The following is a 24,766-nucleotide window of genomic DNA, read 5'->3' on the forward strand; positions in this document are numbered from 1 at the left end:
GCGAGGGCACGGATTCCAGATGCACCACTACCAGGGAAATGCCGCGGGGCCCGCTTAATGGTTAGCGGTTTGAGCCCGCTTTCTTTTGCCTACTTTTCTTTGCGGCGGCAAAGAAAAGTAGGTGCCCCCCCGCACAGGGGGAACGCTAATAGACCACTAAGAAAACAAGGAAAGGCCAAAAGGCAAAAAACGAAAGTGAGAACGAGCACAACCCACGTATTGATCCTGGCGATACCGCCAATTTCAATCTCAAGCTTAGCGCCGCTAATCGACCCCCTAACGTTAGCAAACGAGATAGACGGCCACGCGCTCTACAGCGTGCAAACCTGCACACCCGACGGCCGCGCGCTTTCGCTCTCGGCGAACGCCTACTACACCCCAGACACGTCGTTAAGCGAAGCGACAACACCAACCGCAACACCCTGCGACTGGCTCATCGTCCTAAGCGACCGCTATGCCCCACCCCAAAACCCCCAACCGCTACTAGCGGCCCTAAACCAGACAGCCCAACGGGCCAAAACCACAACAGGCATCCACCACGGCGTCTGGTGGCTAGCCCAGGCCGGCGCGCTCGCCGGCTACCGCGTCAGCATGAACTGGCAGAGCTACCAGCAATTCGCCGAACAATTCGATAACGTCATCGTCACCCAGCACATCTTCGAAATCGACCGCGATCGCGCCACCTGTGCCGGTGGCCAGGCCACACTCGACTTCATGCTCGCGATGATCGGCCGCGATCACGGCCCCGATCTCGTAGAACGCATCGCAGATTCGCTAGGCGCAGGCGCACTGCGCAACGGCGAAGAACGCCAACGCATTCCCTTCGTGACCGCCCCTGGCGAGCGCCACCCACGATTGAACGAAGCGCTCCAGTTGATGGAAGCCAACGTCGAAGAGCCACTCACCTCCGATGACATCGCCAACCTCGTCGGCATCTCGCGCCGTCAACTGGAACGGCTGTTCCGTCAATACCTCGGCTCGATGCCGGCCAAATACTATCTCGGCCTGCGCCTCGCCAAAGCACGCGCCCAACTGCAGCGCACCAGCAAATCCGTCGTGCAGATCAGCCTCGCCTGCGGCTTCGCGTCCGCCGCACACTTCTCGAACGCCTATCGCGATCGCTTCGGCGTCACGCCGCGTGAAGACCGCCGTAACTGGATCGACCGGCAGACCGGTGCGACCAGCGTAGGCCCAACCGGCCCCACCGCGACCGGCGCAGGCGCAACCGGCCCCGCTGCAACAGGCGCAGGCGCGGCGAGCCCAACCGCGCCCCATCCCGACGAAAGCCCATAAAAAGCGTCGCGTATGCGCAAGACGGATCGCTCGCGGTTTCCTACACTACCGGTACGCCTTTACCCGTAAGAGGATTCGCCATGAACGACCTGCCTGTCACACGCCAGACCTTCGACGAAGTCATGGTGCCGGTGTTTTCGCCCGCCGCCTTCGTACCGGACCGGGGTCTCGGCTCGCGCGTCTGGGACACGCAAGGCCGCGACTACATCGACTTCGCCGGCGGTATCGCAGTGACCGCACTCGGTCATGCACACCCGGACCTGCTGCAGGTCCTGCACGAGCAGGGCGGCAAACTCTGGCACATCGGCAACGGGTACACCAACGAGCCTGTACTCCGCCTCGCCAGACGCCTCGAAGAACTGACCTTCGCCGATCGCGCGTTCTTCGCCAACTCGGGCGCGGAAGCCAACGAAGCAGCGCTCAAACTGGCCCGCCGCGTCGCGTTCGAACGGCATGGCGCCGACAAGGTCGAAATCGTCTCCTTCACGCAGTCGTTCCATGGCCGCACGTTCTTCACCGTGAGCGTCGGCGGTCAACCCAAGTATTCCGAAGGCTTCGGCCCCGTGCCGGCAGGCCTGCGCCATCTCCCCTACAACGATATCGAAGCGGCCCGCGCGGCTATCGGCGCTCAAACCTGTGCGGTGATAGTCGAGCCGATCCAGGGCGAAGGCGGTGTGATTCCCGCCGATCCGGCGTTCCTGAAAGCGCTGCGCGAAGCCTGCGACGCCCACGGGGCCCTGCTGATTTTCGACGAGGTACAAACGGGTGTTGGCCGCAGCGGCTATTTCTACGCGTATCAGGACACTGGCGTAACGCCGGATATCCTGACCACCGCGAAGGCGCTCGGCAACGGTTTTCCAATCGGCGCAATGCTCACCACCCACGCGCTGGCCGCGCATTTTCAGGTCGGAGTGCACGGCACGACGTACGGCGGCAATCCGCTGGGTTCGGCAATCGCAGAGAAAGTCGTCGAACTGGTCAGCGACCCGAAGCTGCTCGAAGGCGTGCGCTCGCGCAGCGAAGTGCTCAAAGGTCATCTCGCGAAACTCGATGAGCGCTTCGGTCTGTTCAAGGAAATTCGCGGCAAGGGTCTGCTGATCGGCGCCGAACTCAACGACGCCTTCAAGGGCCGCGCCAAAGATTTCGTCACCGCCGCCGGGCAGCACGGCGTGATCATGTTGATGGCCGGGCCCGACGTGCTGCGCTTCGTGCCGTCGCTCGTCATGCCGCTCGACGATATGAGCGAAGGCTTTGCGCGTTTGACCCAGGCGGTCGAACAGATCGCCGGCAGCAAGGCCAGAACCGAAGCGGCCTCGCACTAACGTTCCGGCCCCGGCCGCGCAATCATGCGTCACATTCAACAGGAACGACGATGCTCTTCGTACGCCCCAGTCGCTTAGCCGATCTCGATGCGCTCGAACAGATGGCGCGCACCGCGCAACCGGTGCTGCATTCGCTGCCGCGCGAGCGGAGCGCGCTCGAAGCGCGCATCGCGTTGTCGGAAGACTCATTTCGCGCGGAGGTCGACTTTCCCGGCGAGGAGTTCTATCTGTTCGTGCTCGAAGAATCGTCGACCGGCAAGCTGATGGGCACCGCGAGCATCGTCGCATCGGCCGGTTACTCGGACCCGTTCTACGCGTTTCGCAACGATGCGCTGATTCACGCGTCGCGCGAGTTGCACGTGAACCGCAAGATTCACGCGCTGACCATGTCGCATGAACTCACCGGCAAGAGCCGCCTCGCCGGCTACTACATCGACCCGTCGCTGCGTGGCGACAGCGCCGCGCATCTGCTGTCGCGCGCCCGCATGATGTACATCGCCGCGAATCGCCGGCGCTTCACGCCGGAAGTGTTTTCGCTGCTGCTCGGCGTGACCGACGCGGCGGGGGTGTCGCCGTTCTGGGAAGCGGTCGGGCGCAAGTTCTTCGGGCGCGACTTCGCCGACATCGAAATCGAATCGGGTGGCCGCAGCCGCACCTTCATCGCGGAAGTGATGCCCACCTATCCCATCTACGTGCCCTTGCTGCCGGAAGCCGCGCAGCGGGTGCTGGGCGAACCCGACGAAAGGGCGCTGCTCGCGTACGACATTCACCAGGAAGAAGGCTTCGAGACGGATCGCTACATCGATATCTTCGATGCCGGTCCAGTGCTGACCGCACAGGTGGATCGCATTGCAAGCGTGACGCTCGACGAGACCCGCGTGGTTCACGAAAGCGAAGCGGGCGACAACGGCACGACGACGTATCTGGTCGCGCACAACGGCGCGGGCGGCGCATTTCGCTGCATTCTCGCCGACCTCGCCGATCTTCCCGCCGCGAGTCAAGCCGGCGCGCCATTGCCGCCGGCCGCGCGCGCCGCGCTCGCGGTCGTAGCGGGCGACACGGTGCGCTGCGTGCCGCTCTACCGCCCGCACGCGGCGCTTCGCGACCAGGCCGTTTCGGGAGACGCAGCATGATCGTCGTTCGCGTGGTGCAACGTGGCGACGTGGACGCGCTGATGCGGCTCGCGCTGGAAACCGGCCCCGGCCTCACCACCTTCAAGCCCGACCGCGACGCGCTCGCCGCGCGGGTCGAGCGCGCGCGGCGCACGATGGAAGACCGCGCCGAAGCGCATGAAGCCGGTTATTTCTTCGTGATGGAAGACACCGACACCGGCGATGTCGCCGGCGTGTGCGGCATCGAAACTGCCGTGGGTCTGCAGCAGCCGTTCTACAACTATCGCGTGAGCACGGTCGTGCATGCGAGCCAGGACCTCGGCATCTGGACGCGCATGCATGCGCTGAATATTTCGCACGATCTCACCGGCTATACGGAAGTGTGTTCGCTGTTTCTCAGCCCGCGTTACCGCACGAGCGGTGTCGGCGGTTTGCTGTCGCGCTCGCGCTTCATGTTTCTCGCACAGTTTCGCGAGCGTTTTCCCGAGCGGCTCTGCGCGGAATTGCGCGGACATTTCGACGCGCAGGGCACTTCGCCATTCTGGCGCGCGGTCGGCTCGCACTTCTATCAGATCGATTTCAACGCGGCGGACTATCTGAGTTCGCATGGACGCAAGTCCTTCCTCGCCGAACTGATGCCGCGTTATCCGGTGTACGTCGAGTTGCTGCCCGACGATGCGCAGCGCTGCGTCGGCCTCACGCACGACGACACCATTCCCGCGCGGCGCATGCTCGAATTGGAAGGCCTGCGCTATGAGAATCACGTCGATATTTTCGACGCGGGCCCGGTGCTCGAATGCCATATCGCCGACTTGCGCACGGTGCGCGAAAGCGTCGTGGTGCCGATCGAGATTGCCGAGGTGCCGTCGGGCGCGCCGCAAGATGCGCCGCGTTCGCTGGTATCGAACACCTCGCTCGGCGACTTTCGCGTCGGCGTGGCGAGCGGCGTGCCGCGCGACGGCGTGTTCCGGTTGAACGCGGCGGAAGCGGCCGCACTCGACGTGAGCGCCGGCGGCCTCGTGCGCGTGCTGCCGCTGAAACACAAACAAGGATGATCATGAGCGAGCTTTTTATCGACGGCGAATGGGCCGCCGGCACCGGACCCGTGTTCGCGTCGCGCAATCCGGGAACGGGCGCGGTCGTGTGGGAGGGTCATAGCGCTTCGGCGGACGATGTCGAGCGCGCCGTGCGCAGCGCGCGCCGCGCGTTTGCGAACTGGTCCGCCGCGAGTCTGGAAGAGCGTTGCAACGTCGTGCGCCGCTTCGCCGCGCTCGTCACCGAACGCAAGGAAGTGCTGGCCGAAGCGATCGGCCGCGAGACCGGCAAACCGCTGTGGGAAGCGCGCACCGAAGCCGCGTCGATGGCCGCCAAGGTCGAGATATCGATTCAGGCCTATCAGGAGCGCACCGGCGAACGGCGCTCCGCGATGGCCGACGGCACGGCGGTATTGCGCCATCGTCCGCATGGCGTGGTCGCGGTATTCGGTCCGTATAACTTTCCCGGCCATTTGCCGAACGGCCACATCGTCCCGGCGCTGATCGCGGGGAACACGGTCGTGTTCAAGCCGTCGGAACTCGCGCCGGGCGTCGCCGCCGAAACCGTGCGCATCTGGCGCGACGCCGGCTTGCCCGCAGGCGTGCTGAACCTCGTGCAAGGCGAGAAGGACACGGGCATTGCGCTCGCGAATCATCGGCAGATCGACGGCCTGTTTTTCACCGGCAGTTCGGATACCGGCACCTTGTTGCACAAGCAGTTCGGCGGGCGGCCCGAAATCGTGCTGGCGCTGGAAATGGGCGGCAACAATCCGCTCGTGATCGGACCGGTCGCGGACCTCGACGCCGCCGTGCATCACACGATCCAATCGGCGTTTCTGTCGGCGGGACAGCGGTGCACCTGCGCGCGGCGCATCTTCGTGCCGAACGACGGTTTCGGCGAGCGTTTCATGCAACGCTTCACCGAAGTGACCGCGCGTATCCGCGTGGGCGAATACAACGCCGAGCCGCAACCGTTCATGGGCGCGGTCGTGTCGGCGCGCGCCGCGTCACGACTCGTGGCCGCGCAGGATCGCCTGCTCGCCGACGGCGCCACCGCCTGGCTCGACATGAAACAGCGCGACGCGCAACTCGGCTTCGTCACGCCCGCGATTCTCGACGTGACCGCCGTTCAGGACCTGCCCGATGAAGAGCATTTCGGTCCACTCGCGCAAGTCGTTCGCTATGACAGCTTCGAGCAGGCGCTCGAACTCGCCAACGACACCGAATTCGGTCTTTCCGCCGGCCTGCTGGCCGACGACGAAGCGCTCTGGACGCACTTTCAGCGGACCATCCGCGCGGGCATCGTCAACTGGAACCGGCCGACCAACGGCGCGTCGTCCGGTGCGCCGTTCGGCGGTCCGGGTCGCTCGGGCAATCACCGGCCGAGCGCGTACTATGCCGCCGACTATTGCGCGTACCCGATGGCGTCCGTCGAAAGCGCGCAACTGAACATGCCCGCGAGCGTCTCGCCGGGCCTTCTCTTCTAAGGATCGACGATGCAAGCCACTGAAGCGAATTTCGACGGTCTGGTCGGCCCGACCCACAACTACGCGGGTCTGTCGTTCGGCAACGTCGCGTCGCAGAACAACGAGAAGTCGGTCGCGAATCCGAAAGCGGCGGCGCGGCAGGGTCTGCGCAAGATGAAACAGCTGGCCGATCTCGGTTTTCATCAAGGTGTTTTGCCGCCGCAGGAACGGCCGTCGATGCGTCTGTTGCGCGAGCTGGGTTTCTCCGGCGACGACGCCACCGTGATTGCCCGCGTGGCCCGCGATGCGCCCGAACTGCTGGCCGCGGCGAGTTCCGCATCGGCGATGTGGACCGCGAACGCGGCGACCGTGAGCCCGTCGTCCGATACGCAGGACGGCCGCGTGCATTTCACGCCGGCCAATCTGTGCAGCAAGCTGCATCGTGCCATCGAGCATGAATCGACGCGCCGCAGTCTGCTCGCGTTGTTCCGCGACGAGAGCCGTTTCGCCGTGCATGAGGCGTTGCCCGGCACGCCCGCGCTCGGTGACGAAGGCGCCGCGAACCATACGCGGTTCTGCGAGGAATACGGCACCCGCGGCGTCGAATTCTTCGTGTACGGGCGCAGCGAATACCGTCGCGGACCGGAACCGAAGCTGGAGCCAAAGCGCTTTCCCGCGCGTCAGACATTCGAGGCGAGCCGCGCGGTCGCGCATCGCCATGGACTTGCCGAAGCGGCTACGGTATACGCGCAACAGAATCCCGATGTGATCGACGCGGGCGTGTTTCATAACGACGTGATCGCGGTGGGCAATCGCACGACGCTGTTCTGTCATCAACTCGCGTTCGTCGAACAGAACGCGGTGTACGACGAGTTGCGCACGAAGCTCCTGGGCCTGAAAGCCGGCTTCGACGTGATCGAGGTGCCGGACGCGCAAGTGAGCGTAAAGGATGCGGTGACGTCGTATCTGTTCAACAGCCAGTTGCTCACGCGTCCCGATGGCAAGCAGGTGCTGGTGGTGCCGCAGGAGTGCCGCGAGAATCCGCGAGTGGGCGCGTATCTGGATGAACTCGCTTCGCACGCCGGTCCGATCGACGACGTGCTGGTATTCGACCTGCGCGAAAGCATGAGGAACGGCGGCGGTCCGGCGTGTCTGCGTCTGCGGGTCGTGTTGACCGATGCGGAACGCGCCGCGGTCGCGCCGGGCGTGTGGATCGACGACACGCTGTTCGGGCGGCTCGACGGCTGGATCGACAGGCACTATCGCGACCGTCTTGCGCCGGCCGATCTGACCGATCCGCACCTGCTCGCCGAGTCGCGCACCGCGCTCGACGAACTCACGCAGATTCTGGGACTTGGGTCGCTCTATGACTTCCAGCGCTGAGTACGCGATGCCGCTCGACATGCTCGACGATTTTCTGGCCTTCACGCTGGCGGGGAAGAAGCCCGAGCTGGCGCGGCAGGGCGCGTGTGCGAACGGCGTGCGCTGGTCCTGGCTAGACGACGGCATTCTGCTGCTCGCGCCCTCGGCGGTGCAGGAAGCGTCTGCACCGGCGCTTCGCAGCGTGCTGGTTTCCGCCGGTGTGCACGGCGACGAGACCGCGCCGATCGAATTGCTGAATCGGCTCGCGCGCGACATCGCAGACGGTACGGCGCGACTGAACTGCCGTCTGCTGATCGTGCTCGGCAATATCGACGCGATGCGCGACGCGTGCCGCCATCTCGACGACGATCTGAACCGGCTGTTTTGCGGGCGTCATACGCAAGTGCCGCAGAGCCGCGAAGCACCGCGCGCCATCGCGCTGGAGCGGGCGGCGCAGGCATTTTTCGACGGGGCGCCGAACACGCCGGGCGCGCGCTGGCATATCGACATGCACACGGCGATCCGCGCCTCCGCGTTCGAACAGTTCGCGCTGCTGCCGGTCACCGGGGCACCCGTGTCGCGCGCGATGTTCGAATGGCTCGGCAAAGCGCGCATCTCCGCTGTGCTGTTGCATACGACGCGTGGCAATACGTATTCGCAGTTCACCGCGCAGGCTTGCGGCGCGCTGGCCTGCACGCTCGAATTAGGGAAGGTGAGGCCGTTCGGACAGAACGATCTGACGCGTTTCGCGGGCGCGGACGAGGCCGTGCGACATCTGCTGGCCGGGACGAACGATGCGGTGAACAGCACGGCGAACGCCGCGTTGCCGCGCGCGTTCACCGTGGTCGATCAGATCACGAAGCAGAGCGACGCGTTCGAACTACTGGTCGCGCCCGACGTGGCGAACTTCACGCCGTTTGCACGAGGCACGCTGCTCGCACGCGACGGCGCGTATTGCTACACCGTGCGTCACGACGAGGAACGCATCGTGTTCCCCAACGCGCGCGTCAAACCGGGCTTGCGCGCCGGTTTGCTGGTGATCGACACCACCGCGCAGACGCTGGCCGAGCTGGTCTAAGCCGAGCGCGCCGGTCAGCGGCCTGCGGCGGGCCCGGCTTGCGGTTGCTGGCCGAGATAATCGAACACCACCTCGCCTAGGCCGAGCGTCAGATCCGCGATCAGATGACGCGCCTCGACGATTTCCAGCACCGGCAACCCGGCGACCGGCGCTAACGCATGGGGCGCGAGTTGCAGCGCGGCAGGGCCGGTCCATGCGCCTTTTAGCTCGATATCCTGCAGGTAGTAGCGCACCAGTTCGCAGATGCGCGGCGTGCCGTCCACGTGCGGAATTACCTTGAGCAGAAAATTCGGCGCCGCCAGCCGCTTTGTTTGCTGCGCGAGATCGAGTTGCCGGTGTTTGTAACCCATCGTGCCCGTGGCGATGCGCACGGGACCGTAATCGAGCGTGCCGACCAGCGTGTCGGTATGCACCTCCAGCACCGGCTTCGCCAGCTTCTTCGGAAAACCCCACAACTCGCGTCCGCCGGCGATGGGAGGATGATCGTCGAGGTACATCGCCAGCGTATAGCTGCCCGCCACGCCTTCGTACGACACGGGAATCACCTGGCCGCTTTCGGTGTAGTCGCCGAAACCGGTTGAATCGGGCATGCGGATAAATTCGTAGTGCACCAGCGGTTCGCCGACCTGGAGCGGCTCGGGCACCACCGCGCGCAGTTTGTCCGGGTCGGTGCGATAGGTGATGATCAGGAATTCGCGATTGGTGAACCGGTACGGACCCATCGGAAAAGCCGGGCTCGTAACAGGCATGGCGAAGGCATTCGACAACACGCTTTTGACATCCATGGATTTCCCCTGGTGGTGAAGGCGGACGCGCGTTTGCTGCGCTGCATCCAGCGTAGCGCGTCTCGATGACAGGCAGCGCGTCAGAAAAGTCTCGTTTTGTGTGGGACTCCGCTTGCTCCCGTGCAGGGAAAACCGCTAGAGGCCGCAGCATAGCAGGCATAGTTTGCTAAGCTTCCGGCGACCGCCACCAGAATTTGCCGCCGGCTGCAGGCAGGATATAGTCACCCGCATGAAAGATTCACAACTGACAGAGATCGTCGCGAGTTGCGACCAGGAGCCGATTCACGCGCTCGGGCTGGTACAACCGCATGGCGCGCTATTGGCCTTCGATCCGCAAGGCCGGCTGCAGGCGCACAGCGCCGATGCCACGCGCTGGCTAGGCGCGCTGCCGGAACTGGGGCAGCCGGTCTCGGACAAGCATCTGAGTCCACTGTCGCGCCAGACCATCCGGGCCGCACTGGCCGACCGCCAGATCACCATGGACAGCGTCGAGTGCAATGGCGCGGACGGACATCGCTTCGATCTGGTCATGCATTGGTCCGGCGACCTGTTGATCGTCGAATTCGAGCAGCTCGCTTTCAATACGCCACCGGCGTCACAATTCGCGCTGTATTCGCAGCGCGCGATCCAGCGCCTGCAATCCAGTCCGTTCAACGACGCCGTCGGCCTGCTGCAGGCCGCGGCCGAAGCGATTCAGGGCATGACGGGGTTCGACCGTGTGATGGCTTACCGCTTTCTGCCCGACGGCAGCGGTCAGGTGATCGGCGAAGCGCGGCGGGAAGATCTCGTGCCGTATCTGCATCAGCGTTATCCCGCCGGCGATATCCCGCCGCAGGCGCGGCGCCTGTACGTGCTCAATCCGATCCGCCAGATCGCCGCCGTCGACGCGGCGCCCGTCGCAATTCTCCCGCCGCTCAATCCGCAAACCGGCAGTCCATACGACCTGAGCTATTCGGTGCTGCGCAGCGTGTCGCCCATTCACATCGAGTATCTGAAGAACATGGGCGTGGGTGCGTCCATGAGCGTGTCGATCATCGTCGAGGGCAAGTTGTGGGGCCTGTTTGCCTGCCATCACATGACCGCGCACCGGGCCTCGCATGCGGTGCGTCTGTCGTGCACCGTGCTCACGCAGGTCGTCTCGATTCTGGTGTCGCAAGTGGAAGCCCGGCAGCGCTCGGCGCACGATCAGCGGGTGCACGACCTGCGCACGAAGATCGCGCACGAACTGGCGCATGCCGACGATCCGCTGGCCGGTCTGCTGGTGTCGGCCGACGACGTGGCCGCGCTGGTGGACTGCGAAGCAGTGGTCGCGGTGGTGGACCGCGAAGTCATTGCGTTGCGCGGCACGGAACCGCTCGACAAGACCCCGCTATGGGCGCTCGCCGATCACATGGCCGCGAGCCGCGAAGAAATGCTGGTCACCTCCTGCTGGACCGAAGCGTTGCCGGATATCCCACCTATCCTCACGCCCTCCGGCAGCGCCGCCGGATGCCTCGCCATCCAGATGCTCGGCGACGCCCGCATCACGATCGTCTGGCTGCGCGACGAACTGGTGGAGACCATCAACTGGGCGGGGCCGCCGGACAAGGTCGTGGCACTCGGCCCGAACGGTGCACGTCTGACGCCGCGCGGTTCGTTCGAAGTGTGGAAGCAGACGGTGCGCGGCCGTTGCCGCGACTGGACCGACACGCATCAATCCGCCGCGCGCGAACTCAAGGCCGTGCTGCAGGACATCGCATTGCATCGCATGCGCGAAGGCGAGCGGGCGAGAACCACGCTGCTCGCCACGCTCGGTCACGATCTGCGCAACCCGCTGCAGGCCATCAACATGGCCGTGCAGTTAATGGGCCGCGGGCTCGCCTCGTCGAACGATACCGCACGCCGCGTGGAAGGCTCGACGCGGCGCATGCAATCGCTGATCAACTACATTCTGGACGTGAGCCGGATCCGCTCGGGCGTGGGACTCGGCCTCACGCGCGAGCATGTTTCGTTGAAGGGGCTGCTGGAGTCGATCGTCGAGCAGAACCGGCTGGCTCACCCAGGCGCGACGATCTCCACGTTTCTGCCGGACGATCTCGGCGACGTGTTCGTCGACCCCGACCGTTTCAACCAGGCGCTGACCAATCTGATCAGCAACGCGCGTCAGCATGGCGACGCCACGTACCCGATCGAATTGCTGGCCAGCGTGCATCCCGGCGAGAAGCGGGTCGAACTGCGCAATCGTCTGAGCGGCAAGCCTACGGTGTCGTTCGAGCGGCTCATGGATCCGTTCAAAAGCGGCTCGCTGGACAATCCGAACAATCGCGGCGGTCTGGGTTTGGGGCTGTATATCGCGGGCGCGATTATCAAAGGCCATAACGCGACGCTCGACGGGCAGTTCACCGAGAGCGAAGCGGTGATTACGGTGCGCTTGCCCGACGTGGAGTGAAGGTGTCGAAGGGGCGGGATCAGGGTGCGCTCCACGGTGTCGTCAGGTCCAAAGATTGCTGCCGTTCGACGTCAGCCCTCACCCTGAAGGAGCCACCATGCACCTTGTCATCAACGGCACCGACGTCGATGTCGACTTCGACCCGAGGACGTCGCTCCTCGATCTGCTGCGCGAGCAGCGTCATCTTTTCGGCGCCAAAAAGGGCTGCAACCAGGGTGCGTGTGGCGCGTGCACCGTTCTGGTCGACGGCACCCGGATCAACAGTTGCCTCGCGCTTGCCGTCCAGTATCAGGATTGCGAGATCACCACCATCGAAGGGCTCGGCGCGCCGGGCACGCTTCATCCGCTGCAGGCGGCCTTCGTCGAACACGACGGTTTCCAGTGCGGCTACTGTACGCCCGGGCAAATCTGCTCCGCGGTCGGAATGGTGCAGGAGTTGAAGTGCGGGGTGCCCAGCTACGTGAGCGACGACGTGGCCGCGGCGAGCTTCGCGTTGACCGACGAAGAATTACGCGAGCGGATGAGCGGCAACCTGTGCCGCTGCGGGGCTTACAACGGCATCGTCGATGCAATCCAGGAAACGTTCGGCGAGACGGCCACGACGGACGCCAACGCCAATGCGGACGCCGACGCCAATGCGGACGCCGACGCCAATGCGGACGCCAACGCTAACGCCAATGCCGACGCGCGCGAGGTCGCCCAATGAACCCCTTCACCTATGAACGCGCCGCCGACGCGCAGGCAGCGTTGACGCTCGGCGCCCGCCCGGGCGCGAAGTATCTCGGCGGCGGTACCAATCTGGTCGATCTGATGCGCGAGACCATCGAGCATCCGGTCGTGCTCGTGGATGTCACCAGGCTATCGCGCGAGATCGCAGAGACGGACGACGGCGGTCTGCGGATCGGCGCCGGCGTCAAGAACACCGCCGTGGCGGCCGACCGTCTGGTTCGCGAGCGTTACCCGTTGCTGGCCGAGTCCATTCTGGCGGGCGCATCGGCGCAAATCCGCAACATGGCGACGGTGGGCGGCAATCTGTTGCAACGCACCCGTTGCGGTTACTTCTACGACGACGCTGCGCACTGCAACAAGCGCGCGCCCGGCAGCGGCTGCGACGCCCTCGACGGATTCAACCGCATGCATGCGATCTTCGGCGCGTCCGAGGCTTGCGTCGCCACGCATCCGTCGGACATGGCCGTCGCGCTCGCCGCACTGGATGCGATGGTCACCGTCGAGGGCCCGCAGGGCGCCCGCGACATTCCACTCACCGATTTTCACGTGCTGCCCGGCGACACCCCGCAGATTGAAACCGTGCTGGCGGCGGGCGAACTGATCACCGCCGTCACCTTGCCGCCCGACGTGCGTGGCCGGTCCCGTTATCGCAAGGTGCGCGACCGTGCCTCCTATGCGTTTGCGCTGGTGTCGCTTGCCGCGGTGCTGGAAGTGCAGGACGGCGTCGTGAAATACGTCAGGCTCGCGCTTGGCGGCGTTGCCCATAAACCATGGCGCGCCAAAGCCGCCGAAGCGGCCTTGCTCGGCGCACCGGCCACCGAAGCCGCGTTCCGCCAGGCCGCGCAGGCCGAACTCGCTTCTGCGCGCGGGCTTCAAGGTAACGCGTTCAAGATCGGGCTGAGTGAGCGTCTGATCGTCGACACCCTGGTCAAGCTGGCCGCATTGCAGGAGCAACGCTAATGCCTATCCTCAAGGACGCCATGCAGGCGGTGATGAAAAAAGCCATCGCCCTCGCGCCGGACAGTTTCATCCCCGGCGGTCAACCCGATCCGCTGATTCTCCACAAGCACGGGCTGATCGGCGCAGCGGTGAGCCGTATCGACGGCCCGTTGAAAGTGTCCGGTCTCGCGACCTTCGCGGCCGAGTTCCCGATGGACGGAATGACGTATGCGGCGCTCAAGTATTCGTCGGTGGCCCGCGCTCGCATCGCCCTTATCGACACCGCCGCTGCAGAAGCCGCGCCCGGTGTCGTGCTGGTGATGACCTATCGGAACGCGCCGCGTCTCAAGCCGATGCCCGCGTTCATGTCGAAGCCCAAAGCGGCGGGCGGCGACGACGTGCCGATCATGCAGGACGATCAGGTGCACTGGAACGGCCAGCCGGTCGCGCTGGTGCTGGCCGAAACCCAGGAGCAGGCAGACCACGCGCAGTCCCTGATCGAGGTGACGTACGAGTCGGGCAGCGACGGCGTGACCTCACTGGAAGCGGCCAAGGCCCACGGCTTCGAACAAGGCGTTTTTCAGGGCGAACCGCTGAAGCTCGAAGTCGAGGACGCGGAGACCATGCTGGCCGAAGCGCCGCATAAGATCGACGTGGTCTATACGACCCCACGGCACAACCACAATCCGATCGAACTGCATGCCGCGACGCTCGCCTGGCAGGGCGACACGCTGCGCATTCACGACACCGTGCAGGCGGTGGCCCACGAAGCGTGGACCATTGCGCAGGTGTTCGGCATCGACGAGAAGAACGTGCACGTCACGTCGCCGTATGTGGGCGGCGGCTTTGGTTCGAAGACGGTCTGGCAGCACCAGGTGCTCGCGGCCGCCGCGTCGAAACTCGCGCAGCGCCCGGTACGGATCATGTTGTCGCGCGAGGGTGTGTACCGCATCGTTGGCGGCCGCACGCTCACGGAGCAGCGCGTGGCGCTGGGCGCGCAGGCGGACGGCAGCCTCGACGCGGTGATCCACACTGGCACGGTCGTGATGACGCCGCATAACAACATGCCGGAGCCCTTCATCCTGCCGGCGAAAAGTGCGTATGGGTCGCGCAGCTTTCTGCTCGACGTCGAGACCGTCAAAATGAATATGACGGCCAATACGTTCATGCGTGCACCTGGTGAGGCGGTCGGCACGTTCGGGCTGGAATCCGGCATCGACGAACTGGCGTACGCGATGGGCATGGACCCGATCGACTTACGGATCAAAAACGAGCCTGACCAAGACCCGACCAACGGCCTGCCGTTCTCGCAACGCGGCATCGTCGACGCGTGGCAGGCCGGCCGCGAACGCTTCGGCTGGTCGGCGCGCGGCGCGGCGGGCGGCCGGCGCGAAGGCGACTGGTTCATCGGAATGGGCTGTGCGACCGGCACTTATCCCTACTACCGGATGCCGGGCGGCGCGGCGCGCATCACGCTGACCGACGCCGGGCGCGCCACGGTCTGTATCGCCGCGCACGAAATGGGCATGGGAACCTCGACGGCCCAGACCCAGATCGCCGCCGAGCGGCTCGGGCTGAACATGGATCAGATCGACTTCGAGTACGCCGACTCGCGTTTGCCGGGCGTCGTGCTCGCGGGCGGGTCGCAGCAGACGGCGGCCATCGGCGCGGCCGTGATCGCTGCGCATCACAAGCTCGTGAAGGAACTGCTGCGGGTGGCCGGCAACAGTTCGCCACTTTCGGGGCTGTTGCCCGACGAGGTCGGCGGCCGCGACGGCGGCCTGTGCGCGCTGGAAGACGAAAGCCGGTATGAGAGCTACACGGCGCTACTGGCCCGCGCAAGGCAGAAAGAAATCTCGGTCGAAGCCGACGCGCCGATGCCGTTCGAGCTGCAGCACTGGTCGATGCACAGTCACAGCGCGCTGTTTTGCGAGGTGCGGGTCAACGCGATCACGGGCGAGACGCGCGTCAGCCGCTTTCTCGGCTCGTTCGACTGCGGGCGGATCATCAACGCCAAGACGGCGGCCAGCCAGTTTCGTGGCGGCATCATCATGGGACTCGGTCTCGCGCTCATGGAGGAAACCCAGTTCGACGAGAGAACCGGCCGCATCATGAACCCGTCGCTCGCCGACTATCACGTGCCGGTGCATCTCGACGTGCCGGAGATCGACATCATCTGGAACGACGAAGCGGATCCGCACACGCCGATGGGCGCGCGCGGTGTCGGCGAGATCGGTATTACGGGCGTGGGGGCGGCGGTGGCGAACGCGGTGTTCAACGCGACCGGCAAGCGCATTCGCGATCTGCCGATCACGCTGGACAAGCTGATCGGCACGGCCGCGGACTAACGGATGCTCTGAAACCCGGCGTCGGGCAAACACGGGAAACGGGGACTCGTGAAGCGGCGCGATCAACGATCGCGCCAGGCCTTCACATCGTCTCCATTTCCTGCATCTGCCCCAGGCCGAAAAAACGGCCTAACTCCTTGGCCAGTTCGTTCAGCACGCTCATCTCTTTCTGTGAGATGCGGCGCGGCTCCTGCGTGTGAGACCAGTCGCCGTACAGCAGCGCCACCGTCTGCTCGCTGTCGTCGACGACGGGCAACAGCACGAAAGCGCGCGCGTCGTCGAAGCTGCGGCGAAACCATTCGGGGAGCCGCGCGACCATTTTCGGGTCGCGCGCATTCTCGATGAAGATCCCCACCGAGTTCGCGATGGCCAGATGAAACACGTCGGGTTCGAACGCGGAACTGAACGTGAGGCGGGGCAGCGCGGCGTCGATTTTCGGGCCGAGTCCGAGACGTGCCTTGAAGGTGCCGTTGCTATGCTTGACGAACACCACGGTCCGCGCGAAACCCAGTCCGGCGAGGATGGTTTCCGAGGCCATCGCGAGCGCCGGCGCGAGCGGACTGCCTTCGGGCAGATCGCGCAGATCCTGCACGCCGGCCGCTATGCGCGCCTCCGGATTGAGCGCCTGACGCGCAATCGCATCCGCATTCGCGCGTAACTCGACGATCTCGCGCATTACGCCGTCGCCGCCTTCTTCGCGAGCCAGCGCCACGCTCATCTCGAGCAGCACGTCGGGGTCGGTGTTCAGTACGCGGCTGTATTCGTGCGCGAGCGCTGCGATCGCGTCTTCGCGGTCCCGCTCCGGCGTGTTCTGTTGCGTGAGCACGTCCGCAACCGCGGTCGAATAATTGGTGATGGCGCGCAGCCACTGCACCTGGCGCGGCTGCTCCGTGTCTTGCGGATCGTATTCGCCCATGCCGTCGCGGATCATGTCCGGCAAGCGCCAGCGCACCGCGGCTTCGGCGCCGATTTCGTCGAACGTGACGCCCAGCACCAGCACGCAGGCATCGGTTTCGAGCGTGCCGCTGTCGATATGGCGGCGAATCTGGTCCCACTCCGCGTCGAGATAGAACACCACCAGCAGCTTGCCGATTTGCCGCATCAACGTGCAGACGACGGCCTCTTCGCCGGCCCGCAGATCGCCGCGCTCGGTGAGCTTGCGCGCGACGCAACCCGACAGCAGCGTGCGGTTCAATTCGAGTTTCGCGTCGATCCGGCGCGGTGCGCTGTGATGGAAGTGATCGACGATCTTGAGGCCGACCACCAGATGGCCGACGGCGTCCATGCCGAGCACCATCAGCGCGCGCGATACGGTGGTGATGTTGCCGCCGAACGCCATGTACATGGCCGAGTTGGCAAGCCGCAAGACCTTCTGCGTGAGCGCGAAGTCCGACAGCACCACTTGTACGAGCCCGGTGAAGTCGAGGTCGTCGTTATTCATCGCCGCCATGGTGGTGCGCAGCGATTGCGACAGCATGGGGAAATCGCCGCGCTCGCTCATTCGCGTCCAGAGCCGGTCGAGCACCGCCGCCTTTACCATGTGAGTCCCGCCAAAGCCATACGTGTTCCATTGAATGCCAGGCCGCCAACGGGCGGGCTTATCTGGCTGCGTGAACGCCCGGTTTGCATCGCTTAAGCGGCGTGCAGATGAAGCGTACGCGCTTCGAAACGCTGCGCAAGTTCGTCGGAAGGCAACGCCTTGCACACGAGCCAGCCCTGAATATGATCGCATCCCATCTCGGTCAGCATCGCGCGTTGATCTTCGGTTTCCACGCCTTCGGCCACCAGTTCCAGATTGAGCGTCTGGGCCAGACCGACGACCGCGCTAACGATTGCCTGATCGTTCCGGGAGGTTAGCAGATTCTCGATAAAACTCCGGTCGATCTTGAGTTTGGCCAAGGGGAATCGTTGCAGGTAAGCGAGACTCGAATAACCGGTGCCGAAATCGTCGACGGCGAAGCGGATGCCGGTGGCCGTCAGTTCTTCAAGCAGAATCTTGGCTTGGGCCGGCTCGTGCATCAGCAGCGTCTCGGTAATTTCGAAGACGATGCGGCGTGGGTCGATACCGGTCAGCGCGATCGCCTCGCGCACCGAGTCCTTGAAGCGCGGGTCGCGGAACTGCTGCGGCGACACGTTGATGGCCACGTATTGCAGCGAGATGCCGCGCGCATCCCACTGGATCAGTTGCATGCAGGCGGCCTTCATCACCCAGTTGCCGAGGAAGTTGATCAGGCCGATCGATTCCGCCAGTGGAATGAACATGGACGGCGGCACCAGACCGTGCAGCGGATGACACCAGCGGATCAGCGCTTCGACGCCGACGACGCCATGCGTGCTGCTGCGCGTGATGGGCTGGAAGTGCAGCGAGAATTCGCCGTTGCGCACGCCGTCGTAAAGGTCGGCTTCGAGCTTCAGGCGCTCGGCGTCGGCGGGATTGTCGTCCGGCACGTAGAAGGCCAACGTGTTGCCGCCGGCCGCCTTGGCTTGCAGCAAGGCATGGTCGGCCCAGCGCAGCAAGTGTGTGTCGTGACCGCCGTGGTCGTTGGCGTGACGCACGTCCGGATATAGCGCAATGCCGATGCTCGCTGACAGATGCACCTGCTGGCCTTTGAATACATACGGCTGCTGGATTACCGGCAACAGGCGGCGCGCGAGGGTTTCGGCGGCCGCGGCGGCATCGGTGCGATTGGCGGCGGGCTTGACCAGAATCGCGAACTCGTCGCTGGCGATGCGCGCGACCATCTCGTTCGCGCCCGTCACGTTCAGCAGGCGGCGCGCGATGTCGCGCAGCATCTCGTCGCCGGCGTCGTAGCCGAGCGCGCGATTGACGCGCTGATAGTCGTCGATATCGAGCAGCAACAGCGCGACCGGCGTGCCGTGCGTGTCGGCCTGCTGCTGGGCGTCGAGCAGCGCGGGCACGAGGGCCGACTGGTTGGGCAGGTTGGTGAGGCGATCCAGATTCAGCGCCTGGTTCAGGCGCTCCTCGTTGGCACGCCAGGCCGACACGTCGAAGCCGGCGATCGCATAGCCTTCGATGCCGTCGTGATGACCGCGCACCACGCGCAGTTCGACGGTGATCGGATAGGTCAGCGACTTGATCAGGCTCAGCGTTGCTTTCTCGACATTACCCGACAGCGCTGCGCGTTTGAGCAGCGCATCGAGACGCGCCACGTCGGCGGGCGCCACCAGGTCGTGCAGCGTGATGGTCTCGAGATACTCGCGGTGATAACCGATGAAGCGCAGGCTGGCTTCGGAGACGTAGATGAAATGCAACTGGTCGTCGACGTGCGCCAGCAGGTCGACCGCGCCGACTACCTGTTCCAGTTGTGCCGCCCGGTTGGCACCGGGTTGCGGTTTAACGTCCGCGCGCCGGCCGAACGCACGAAGCCGGTCGACGACCGTGCGCAAGGAGCCCCGGCGGGGCGCGGTGATCCTGTTCGCTTCCATGTTTGTCGCTGGGACCTGTGTTCGTCTGCAGGCGGGGCAGTTCGCTCGGCCGCCCGGGCGGACGGCCCGGAAGTACCAGGCCGCTCCATCAGAACGAGATAACGACCTTCATACGAAAATCTTTAGCCGGATCGGTAAAAAACATCCGGTAAGGAAGCCGCTCGCGAAGCCGGTCGATTCGGCTAAAGTGAAACGCTTCGACGTCCGTTAATACGAGTAAATCAGCTGTGGATTGCCAGCAATGCGCACCGCATAATGTTCCCCTTACTCGCACCGATGATCCATGTCTGAACGTCACACTGACAGAGCCGCTTGCCGGCGCATCGAGGTGCCAGATTTATCCGCTGAAGCCGCTGAACGGAATGCGGCTGCGCAGTTTGTCTACCTCGGGCGCCAGCCGATTCTCGATCGCGAAGGCGCGCTCAATGCTTACGAATTGTTGTTCAGGGCCGGCGCGCATAACTACGCCGAAGTCACCGACGACGCTCAGGCCACTGCGCAGGTGGTGGCTCGCGCGATTGGCGGGATCGGCGTGCCGGCGGTGCTGGGTCCGCATCGCGGCTTCGTGAATATCGACCGGGCGCTGTTGTTCAACGACATCGTTCATCTGATGCCGCCCGAGCGCTTCGTGCTGGAGATACTCGAGACCGTGCAGTTCGACGCGCTGCTGGCGCGGCGTTTGTGCGAGTTGCGCCGCGCGGGCTTTCAGGTTGCGCTCGACGATGTGTGCGAGCTCTCGGACGAGTTGATCGCAGTGCTGCCGCATGCCGACATCGTCAAGATCGATTTCCTGCAGACCGATCGCGCGAATCTTCCGGCGCTGGCGGCGGCCGTGCATGCGCATGGCAAGACGCTGCTTGCCGAGAAGGTGGAGACTCGCGAAGACTTCGCGCTCGCGCGCGAGCTTGGCTTCGATCTGTTTCAGGGCTATTTCTTCGCGCGGCCGCAAGTGCTGGCTGCACCGCGCAACCGCTCGCCGCGTCCGGGTTTGCTGCGGCTGCTCGCACTGTTGTCGCGCGATGCCGGCATCGTCGAACTGGAGGCCGAGCTCAAGCTGAATCCGAGTGTGGTCGTGCAGTTGTTGCGGCTCGTCAACTCGGGGGCATTCGGATTGGGGCGCAATATCGCGTCGTTGCGCGAGGCGATCATTGCTACGGGCACGCGGCAGATTTCGCGCTGGGCGCAACTGCTGCTGTATGCCGATGGCGGCGATCTGCCGTGGCGTGCCGACCCGCTGGTGCAACTCGCCGGTACCCGCTCGCGGTTCATGGAGCTGGCGGCGGCCTGGTTGCGTCCCGCCGACGGCGCATTCGCCGATGCGGCGTTCATGACGGGCATCTTTTCGCTGGTGCACGTGGTGTTCGGCAGCACGCCGGATACCGTGCTCGAAAAGCTGGGCCTCGCGCCGCAGATTCGCGAAGCGATCGTGTCGCGGACCGGTGCGCTTGGTATGTTGCTGCGGCTTGCCGAGGTGGCCGGCGAGGGCGCCGATGCCGCGGCGATCGCTCGGGGACCCGAGGCGCCGTCCGGCTTCGCCACGCTGACGCCGGAGGTGCTGGCCGAGTTGAACCTGTCGGCGGCGGCCTGGTTCGGTGCGCATATCGCGGAGGCGGTGGTCTGATCGGCGGGCGCTGGTCTGACAGGCGGACGCTGGCGGCGGGTTGATGCGCGGGCGGCCGGTACGTGGTCCAATAGCGCACGGAAGCGGCGGGCGCCGGGTAGGGCGCCGCGGTCTTCCGGTTGGATCGATCGTGCGCGAGCACTCACGCCTGGAGACATTGCCGATGAAAAAGAGAACGCTCATTCCGGTGGCGCTGGCCGCTGCCGTGTCGCTGGGGGCTGCCCTGTATTCGCTGACGGCCTCGGCGACCCTCAAGCCGGGCGATCCGGCGCCGACCTTTACCACGCAGGCGTCGCTGGGCGGCAAGACCTACACCTATTCGTTAGCCGATGAGTTGAAGAAAGGGCCGGTGGTGCTGTATTTCTATCCGGCTGCGTTCACGACCGGTTGCACGATCGAAGCGCACGAGTTCGCGGATGCCGTCGACGAGTACAAGAAATATGGCGCGACGGTGATAGGTGTGTCGCATGACAACATCGATACGTTGACGAAGTTCTCGGTGAGCGAGTGCCGCAGCAAGTTTCCGGTCGCGGCCGATGCGGAGTCGAAGGTGATTGGCGCTTACGATGCGGGCTTGCCGATGCATGCCTCGATGGCGAATCGCGTGTCTTATGTGATTGCGCCGGACGGCAAGATTATTTACGAGTACACGAGTTTGTCGCCCGAGAAGCATGTCGAGAATACGTTGAAGGCCGTGAAGGATTGGGCGCAGGCGCATAAGCAATAGCGGTGGCTGGTTTGGTTGGTGTTTGATTGTGCGCTGCGGATTTCGCAACAGGTTTTTGCGGATTGTTTGGGCATTGCGCGTGCTAGCCTCGGGTTTTTTATCCCCGTGAGATTGCGATGCCGATTCTGGTTGTGTTGATTGCGCTGGTTGCGCTGGGTTATGGCGCGGTGCGCGGGTTCGAAGCGCTGCGGGCCGGGTTTGGGATGGGCGTGGCTGTTGGGGTGGCGGTGGTGGTGGTTGCGTTGATCGTGTTGGCTGTCGTGGTGTGGTGGCGGCGTCGCCAGGCCGTGGCGCCCAATATTCACGATGGGGATTGGACGCATCAGGTCAGCGGGAGTTGGGGGTCGGTGAGGATGGCCGCCGGCAAGCGGCTGTGTGAGATTCGCCTGGGCGGCGAGTTTGGGGCTTATATCTTTGCCGATCTTCTGGGGGCTGAAGTTCGGGAGGTGGGGGCTGCGTGGCAGCTCGTCGTACAGGTTAAGGACGCTAGGCGCGTCGAGTGGGTGCTGCCTTTGCAAGGCAAGCGGCTGGCTGCTCAGTGGAAAAGGATTTTTTTGTTGGCTGTTGGGCAGAGGCTTTGATGGGCTTGTTTCGTTGCACTGGGCCTTTTCGTTGCACTGGGCCTTTTCGTTGCACTGGCTTTTTGGCCTTTCCTTGCTTTGTTAGTGGTCTATTAGCGTTCCCCCTGTGCGGGGGGGCACCTACTTTTCTTTGCCGCCGCAAAGAAAAGTAGGCAAAAGAAAGCGGCTCACACCGCTAATTCTTAAGTGGGAACCCCAGCATTTCATTGGTAGTGGTGCATCTGGAATCCGGTCCCTCGCGCATTACGCGGTAGTGACAAAGCACTCATCAGCTCCCACTCCGCACTGCGTGCGTCGCGGATGGGTACACCACGGAAGGCGAAAAACCGAGGGGGGGTAGAACGACGCGGGGGCGCGCGAAGCGCCGCCGGAAGAATGACTGCCTTGTCACCTAGGCGAAGTGTGCGAGAGCACGGATTCCAGATGCACCACTAACAGGGAAATGCTACGGGTCCCACTTATAAGCTAGCGGTGTGAGCCGCTTTCTTTTGCCTACTTTTCTTTGCGGCGGCAAAGAAAAGTAGGTGCCCCCCCGCACAGGGGGAACGCTAATAGACCACTAAGACAACAAGGAAAGGCCAAAAAAGCCAGTGCAACGAAAAAGCCAGTGCAACGAAAACGCCCAGTGCAACGCCCCCTCCTTTATCTAGAAAAAACCCCCACAGTCCAAATCCCCAAAACCGTCATCGCAAGCGATGCCCCCACATGCACGATGATCTCCCCGGCGGCCCACCCCAGCCGCCCATCCTGCAACCTCTGCACGACCTCGGCGGAAAACGTCGAGAACGTCGACAACCCTCCCATCAACCCGGTAATCACAAACAACCGCCACTCCGGCGCGAGCTGCGGCGCGCGCGCAAACCCCGCGACCGCCACGCCGATCACATACCCCGCGATGACATTCGCGGCCAGCGTCCCCAGCGGCAAACCTGAAAACAACCCGTTGAGCCGGATCCCAAGAAACCAGCGAAACAGCGAGCCGAGCGCGCCGCCAATAGCGACCGCGAGAATGGACCAGTACATAAAACCCGCAAACAGTGCGTCACAAGAACCGGGCCGTCGAACACAGCAACGCTGCACTTCATCACCCGGGAAATGGCCGGCATCTCGTAACGGACGATGCCAATTCAGCGCGAAAGTCTATCACCGGTCCCAGCGAAAAAAACCGCTCCCAACTCAAGGGAATGCGCCGCATGCGATCACCCCACGCTCTCCCGCTCCGGCGTCGCCGAGATCCGGTGAATCGACAGATCGGCGCCGTTGTACTCGTCCTCCTGATCCAGCCGCAAACCCACGGTCAGGCGAATCGCACCGTACACGAGCGTCCCGCCCAGCGTCGCCACGACAATGCCACCCAGCGTGCCCACCAGTTGCGCGCCGAACGACACGCCTCCCATCCCGCCCAACGCCGGTAGCCCGAAGATGCCCGCCGCCAGTCCGCCCCATGCACCGCACAAGCCATGCAGCGGCCACACGCCGAGCACGTCGTCGATCCGCCAGCGGTTCTGCACGCACGTGAACATCGAAACGAACAGCACGCCCGCGATCCCGCCAGTGATCAACGCGCCGAGCGGATGCATCACGTCCGAACCCGCACAGACCGCCACCAGTCCGGCCAGCGGCCCGTTATAGGTGAAGCCGGGGTCGTTGCGGCCGGCGAACCAGGCCGTCAGCGTGCCGCCCACCATCGCCATCAACGAGTTGACCGCGACGAGGCCGCTGATCTTGTCGATGGTCTGCGCGCTCATCACGTTAAAGCCGAACCAGCCGACCGCCAGCACCCACGCGCCCAACGCCAGAAACGGAATATTCGAAGGCGGATGCGCGGCAATCCCGCCGTCGCGATGGTAGCGGCCATGCCGCGCGCCCAACAGCAACACCGCCGGCAACGCCACCCAGCCGCCGAACGCATGCACCACCACCGAGCCGGCAAAATCGTGGAATGGCACACCGAACACCTGAGTCAGCCAGCTCTGGATGCCAAACCGGTCGTTCCACGCCATCCCTTCGAAAAACGGATAGACGAAGCCGACCAGCACGAAGGTCGCGAACAACTGCGGGTTGAACCTGGAGCGCTCGGCAATCCCGCCCGACACGATCGCCGGAATGGCCGCGGCAAACGTCAGCAGGAAGAAAAACCGCACCAGCGCAAAACCGTTGTGCTCGGCCAGCACGCGCGCGCTGCCGAAAAACTGCACGCCATAAGCGATCGTGTAGCCAATGAAGAAATACGCAATGGTCGATACCGAGAAATCCACCAGAATCTTCACCAGCGCATTCACCTGATTCTTCTTGCGAACCGTACCGAGTTCGAGAAACGCGAATCCAGCATGCATCGCCAGAACCATCGCGGCACCCAGTAAAAGAAAGAGGGTGTCGGTGCCACTTTTCAAGCTTTCCATCGGGTTGTCCCGCTCATGCCAAAAAAGCGGGCATTGAATGCAAGAAGCGGGCCAAAACTGTGCTCAATCGTTGAATTGAGGTGCAAAACCGC

At 64.2% G+C, this 24,766-nt stretch carries 19 protein-coding genes; 14 read left to right on the forward strand and 5 right to left on the reverse strand.

Going from position 1 to position 24,766, the window contains the following annotated elements; all coding sequences use genetic code 11:
* Positions 1-195: 195 nt before the first annotated feature.
* The 7 genes from FQ746_RS30435 to astE all read left to right on the forward strand — a co-directional run bounded on the left by FQ746_RS30435 (position 196) and on the right by astE (position 8,667).
* Positions 196-1,293 carry a GlxA family transcriptional regulator gene (locus FQ746_RS30435; RefSeq protein WP_260854223.1) on the forward strand — a complete coding sequence of 366 codons (1,098 nt, stop codon included), beginning with the start codon at positions 196-198 and terminating at the stop codon, positions 1,291-1,293.
* 80 nt (positions 1,294-1,373) lie between these two features.
* Positions 1,374-2,615 (forward strand): aspartate aminotransferase family protein, encoded by a 1,242-nt coding sequence (locus FQ746_RS30440; RefSeq protein ID WP_144113530.1) that lies wholly within the window; start codon positions 1,374-1,376, stop codon positions 2,613-2,615.
* 50 nt (positions 2,616-2,665) lie between these two features.
* A complete protein-coding gene (aruF, locus tag FQ746_RS30445; RefSeq protein ID WP_144113531.1) occupies positions 2,666-3,748 on the forward strand; it encodes an arginine/ornithine succinyltransferase subunit alpha in 1,083 nt (360 codons plus the stop codon).
* Positions 3,745-4,782 (forward strand): arginine N-succinyltransferase, encoded by a 1,038-nt coding sequence (gene astA / locus FQ746_RS30450; RefSeq protein WP_144113532.1) that lies wholly within the window; start codon positions 3,745-3,747, stop codon positions 4,780-4,782. Before aruF ends, astA begins: the two co-directional genes overlap by 4 nt.
* Before the next feature lie 2 nt (positions 4,783-4,784).
* Positions 4,785-6,248, forward strand: a complete 1,464-nt coding sequence (gene astD, locus FQ746_RS30455; RefSeq protein ID WP_144113533.1) for a succinylglutamate-semialdehyde dehydrogenase — start codon at positions 4,785-4,787, stop codon at positions 6,246-6,248.
* A 9-nt stretch (positions 6,249-6,257) separates the two neighbouring features.
* A complete protein-coding gene (gene astB, locus FQ746_RS30460) occupies positions 6,258-7,610 on the forward strand; it encodes an N-succinylarginine dihydrolase (protein ID WP_144113534.1) in 1,353 nt (450 codons plus the stop codon).
* Positions 7,594-8,667, forward strand: coding sequence for a succinylglutamate desuccinylase (gene astE / locus FQ746_RS30465; protein WP_186310879.1), 1,074 nt, complete (start codon positions 7,594-7,596; stop codon positions 8,665-8,667). Before astB ends, astE begins: the two co-directional genes overlap by 17 nt.
* A gap of 14 nt (positions 8,668-8,681) precedes the next feature.
* Here the strand turns inward: astE and FQ746_RS30470 are convergent, their stop codons facing one another.
* The gene (locus tag FQ746_RS30470; protein ID WP_144113535.1) at positions 8,682-9,452 is read right to left on the reverse strand and encodes an acetoacetate decarboxylase; all 771 of its coding nucleotides are present in this window, start codon (positions 9,450-9,452) and stop codon (positions 8,682-8,684) included.
* Positions 9,453-9,681: 229 nt separating this feature from the next.
* On the opposite strand from FQ746_RS30470, the gene FQ746_RS30475 reads away from it, so the two are divergent.
* The 4 genes from FQ746_RS30475 to FQ746_RS30490 all read left to right on the forward strand — a co-directional run bounded on the left by FQ746_RS30475 (position 9,682) and on the right by FQ746_RS30490 (position 15,896).
* The gene (locus tag FQ746_RS30475) at positions 9,682-11,880 is read left to right on the forward strand and encodes a GAF domain-containing protein (protein WP_144113536.1); all 2,199 of its coding nucleotides are present in this window, start codon (positions 9,682-9,684) and stop codon (positions 11,878-11,880) included.
* Positions 11,881-11,977: 97 nt separating this feature from the next.
* Positions 11,978-12,586, forward strand: coding sequence for a 2Fe-2S iron-sulfur cluster-binding protein (locus FQ746_RS30480; RefSeq protein ID WP_144113537.1), 609 nt, complete (start codon positions 11,978-11,980; stop codon positions 12,584-12,586).
* Positions 12,583-13,569: an FAD binding domain-containing protein gene (locus FQ746_RS30485; RefSeq protein WP_144113538.1), complete on the forward strand. Its 987-nt coding sequence runs from the start codon at positions 12,583-12,585 to the stop codon at positions 13,567-13,569. The genes FQ746_RS30480 and FQ746_RS30485 overlap by 4 nt, the downstream gene beginning before the upstream one ends.
* Positions 13,569-15,896 (forward strand): xanthine dehydrogenase family protein molybdopterin-binding subunit, encoded by a 2,328-nt coding sequence (locus FQ746_RS30490; RefSeq protein ID WP_144113539.1) that lies wholly within the window; start codon positions 13,569-13,571, stop codon positions 15,894-15,896. The genes FQ746_RS30485 and FQ746_RS30490 overlap by 1 nt, the downstream gene beginning before the upstream one ends.
* A gap of 82 nt (positions 15,897-15,978) precedes the next feature.
* On the opposite strand, the gene FQ746_RS30495 is transcribed toward FQ746_RS30490, so the two are convergent.
* The gene (locus FQ746_RS30495; RefSeq protein ID WP_144113540.1) at positions 15,979-17,436 is read right to left on the reverse strand and encodes an HDOD domain-containing protein; all 1,458 of its coding nucleotides are present in this window, start codon (positions 17,434-17,436) and stop codon (positions 15,979-15,981) included.
* Positions 17,437-17,528: 92 nt separating this feature from the next.
* The gene (locus tag FQ746_RS30500) at positions 17,529-19,343 is read right to left on the reverse strand and encodes a putative bifunctional diguanylate cyclase/phosphodiesterase (protein ID WP_144113541.1); all 1,815 of its coding nucleotides are present in this window, start codon (positions 19,341-19,343) and stop codon (positions 17,529-17,531) included.
* Positions 19,344-19,626: 283 nt separating this feature from the next.
* Here FQ746_RS30500 and FQ746_RS30505 point away from each other — a divergent pair, with 283 nt between their 5' ends.
* The 3 genes from FQ746_RS30505 (at position 19,627) to FQ746_RS30515 (ending at position 22,272) form a co-directional block, all read left to right on the forward strand.
* Positions 19,627-20,964: an EAL and HDOD domain-containing protein gene (locus FQ746_RS30505; protein WP_144113542.1), complete on the forward strand. Its 1,338-nt coding sequence runs from the start codon at positions 19,627-19,629 to the stop codon at positions 20,962-20,964.
* Positions 20,965-21,127: 163 nt separating this feature from the next.
* On the forward strand, positions 21,128-21,691 hold the full coding sequence (locus FQ746_RS30510) for a peroxiredoxin (protein ID WP_144113543.1): 564 nt from the start codon (positions 21,128-21,130) through the stop codon (positions 21,689-21,691).
* Between the two features lie 116 nt (positions 21,692-21,807).
* Positions 21,808-22,272 (forward strand): hypothetical protein, encoded by a 465-nt coding sequence (locus FQ746_RS30515; RefSeq protein WP_144113544.1) that lies wholly within the window; start codon positions 21,808-21,810, stop codon positions 22,270-22,272.
* A 642-nt stretch (positions 22,273-22,914) separates the two neighbouring features.
* Here the strand turns inward: FQ746_RS30515 and crcB are convergent.
* Positions 22,915-23,295 carry a fluoride efflux transporter CrcB gene (gene crcB / locus FQ746_RS30520; RefSeq protein WP_144113545.1) on the reverse strand — a complete coding sequence of 127 codons (381 nt, stop codon included), beginning with the start codon at positions 23,293-23,295 and terminating at the stop codon, positions 22,915-22,917.
* A 176-nt stretch (positions 23,296-23,471) separates the two neighbouring features.
* On the reverse strand, positions 23,472-24,674 hold the full coding sequence (locus tag FQ746_RS30525; protein WP_144113546.1) for an ammonium transporter: 1,203 nt from the start codon (positions 24,672-24,674) through the stop codon (positions 23,472-23,474).
* Positions 24,675-24,766 lie beyond the last annotated feature (92 nt).

Source organism: Paraburkholderia sp. BCC1886 (assembly GCF_900996245.1).
In the GTDB taxonomy this organism is placed as follows: Bacteria; Pseudomonadota; Gammaproteobacteria; order Burkholderiales; family Burkholderiaceae; genus Paraburkholderia.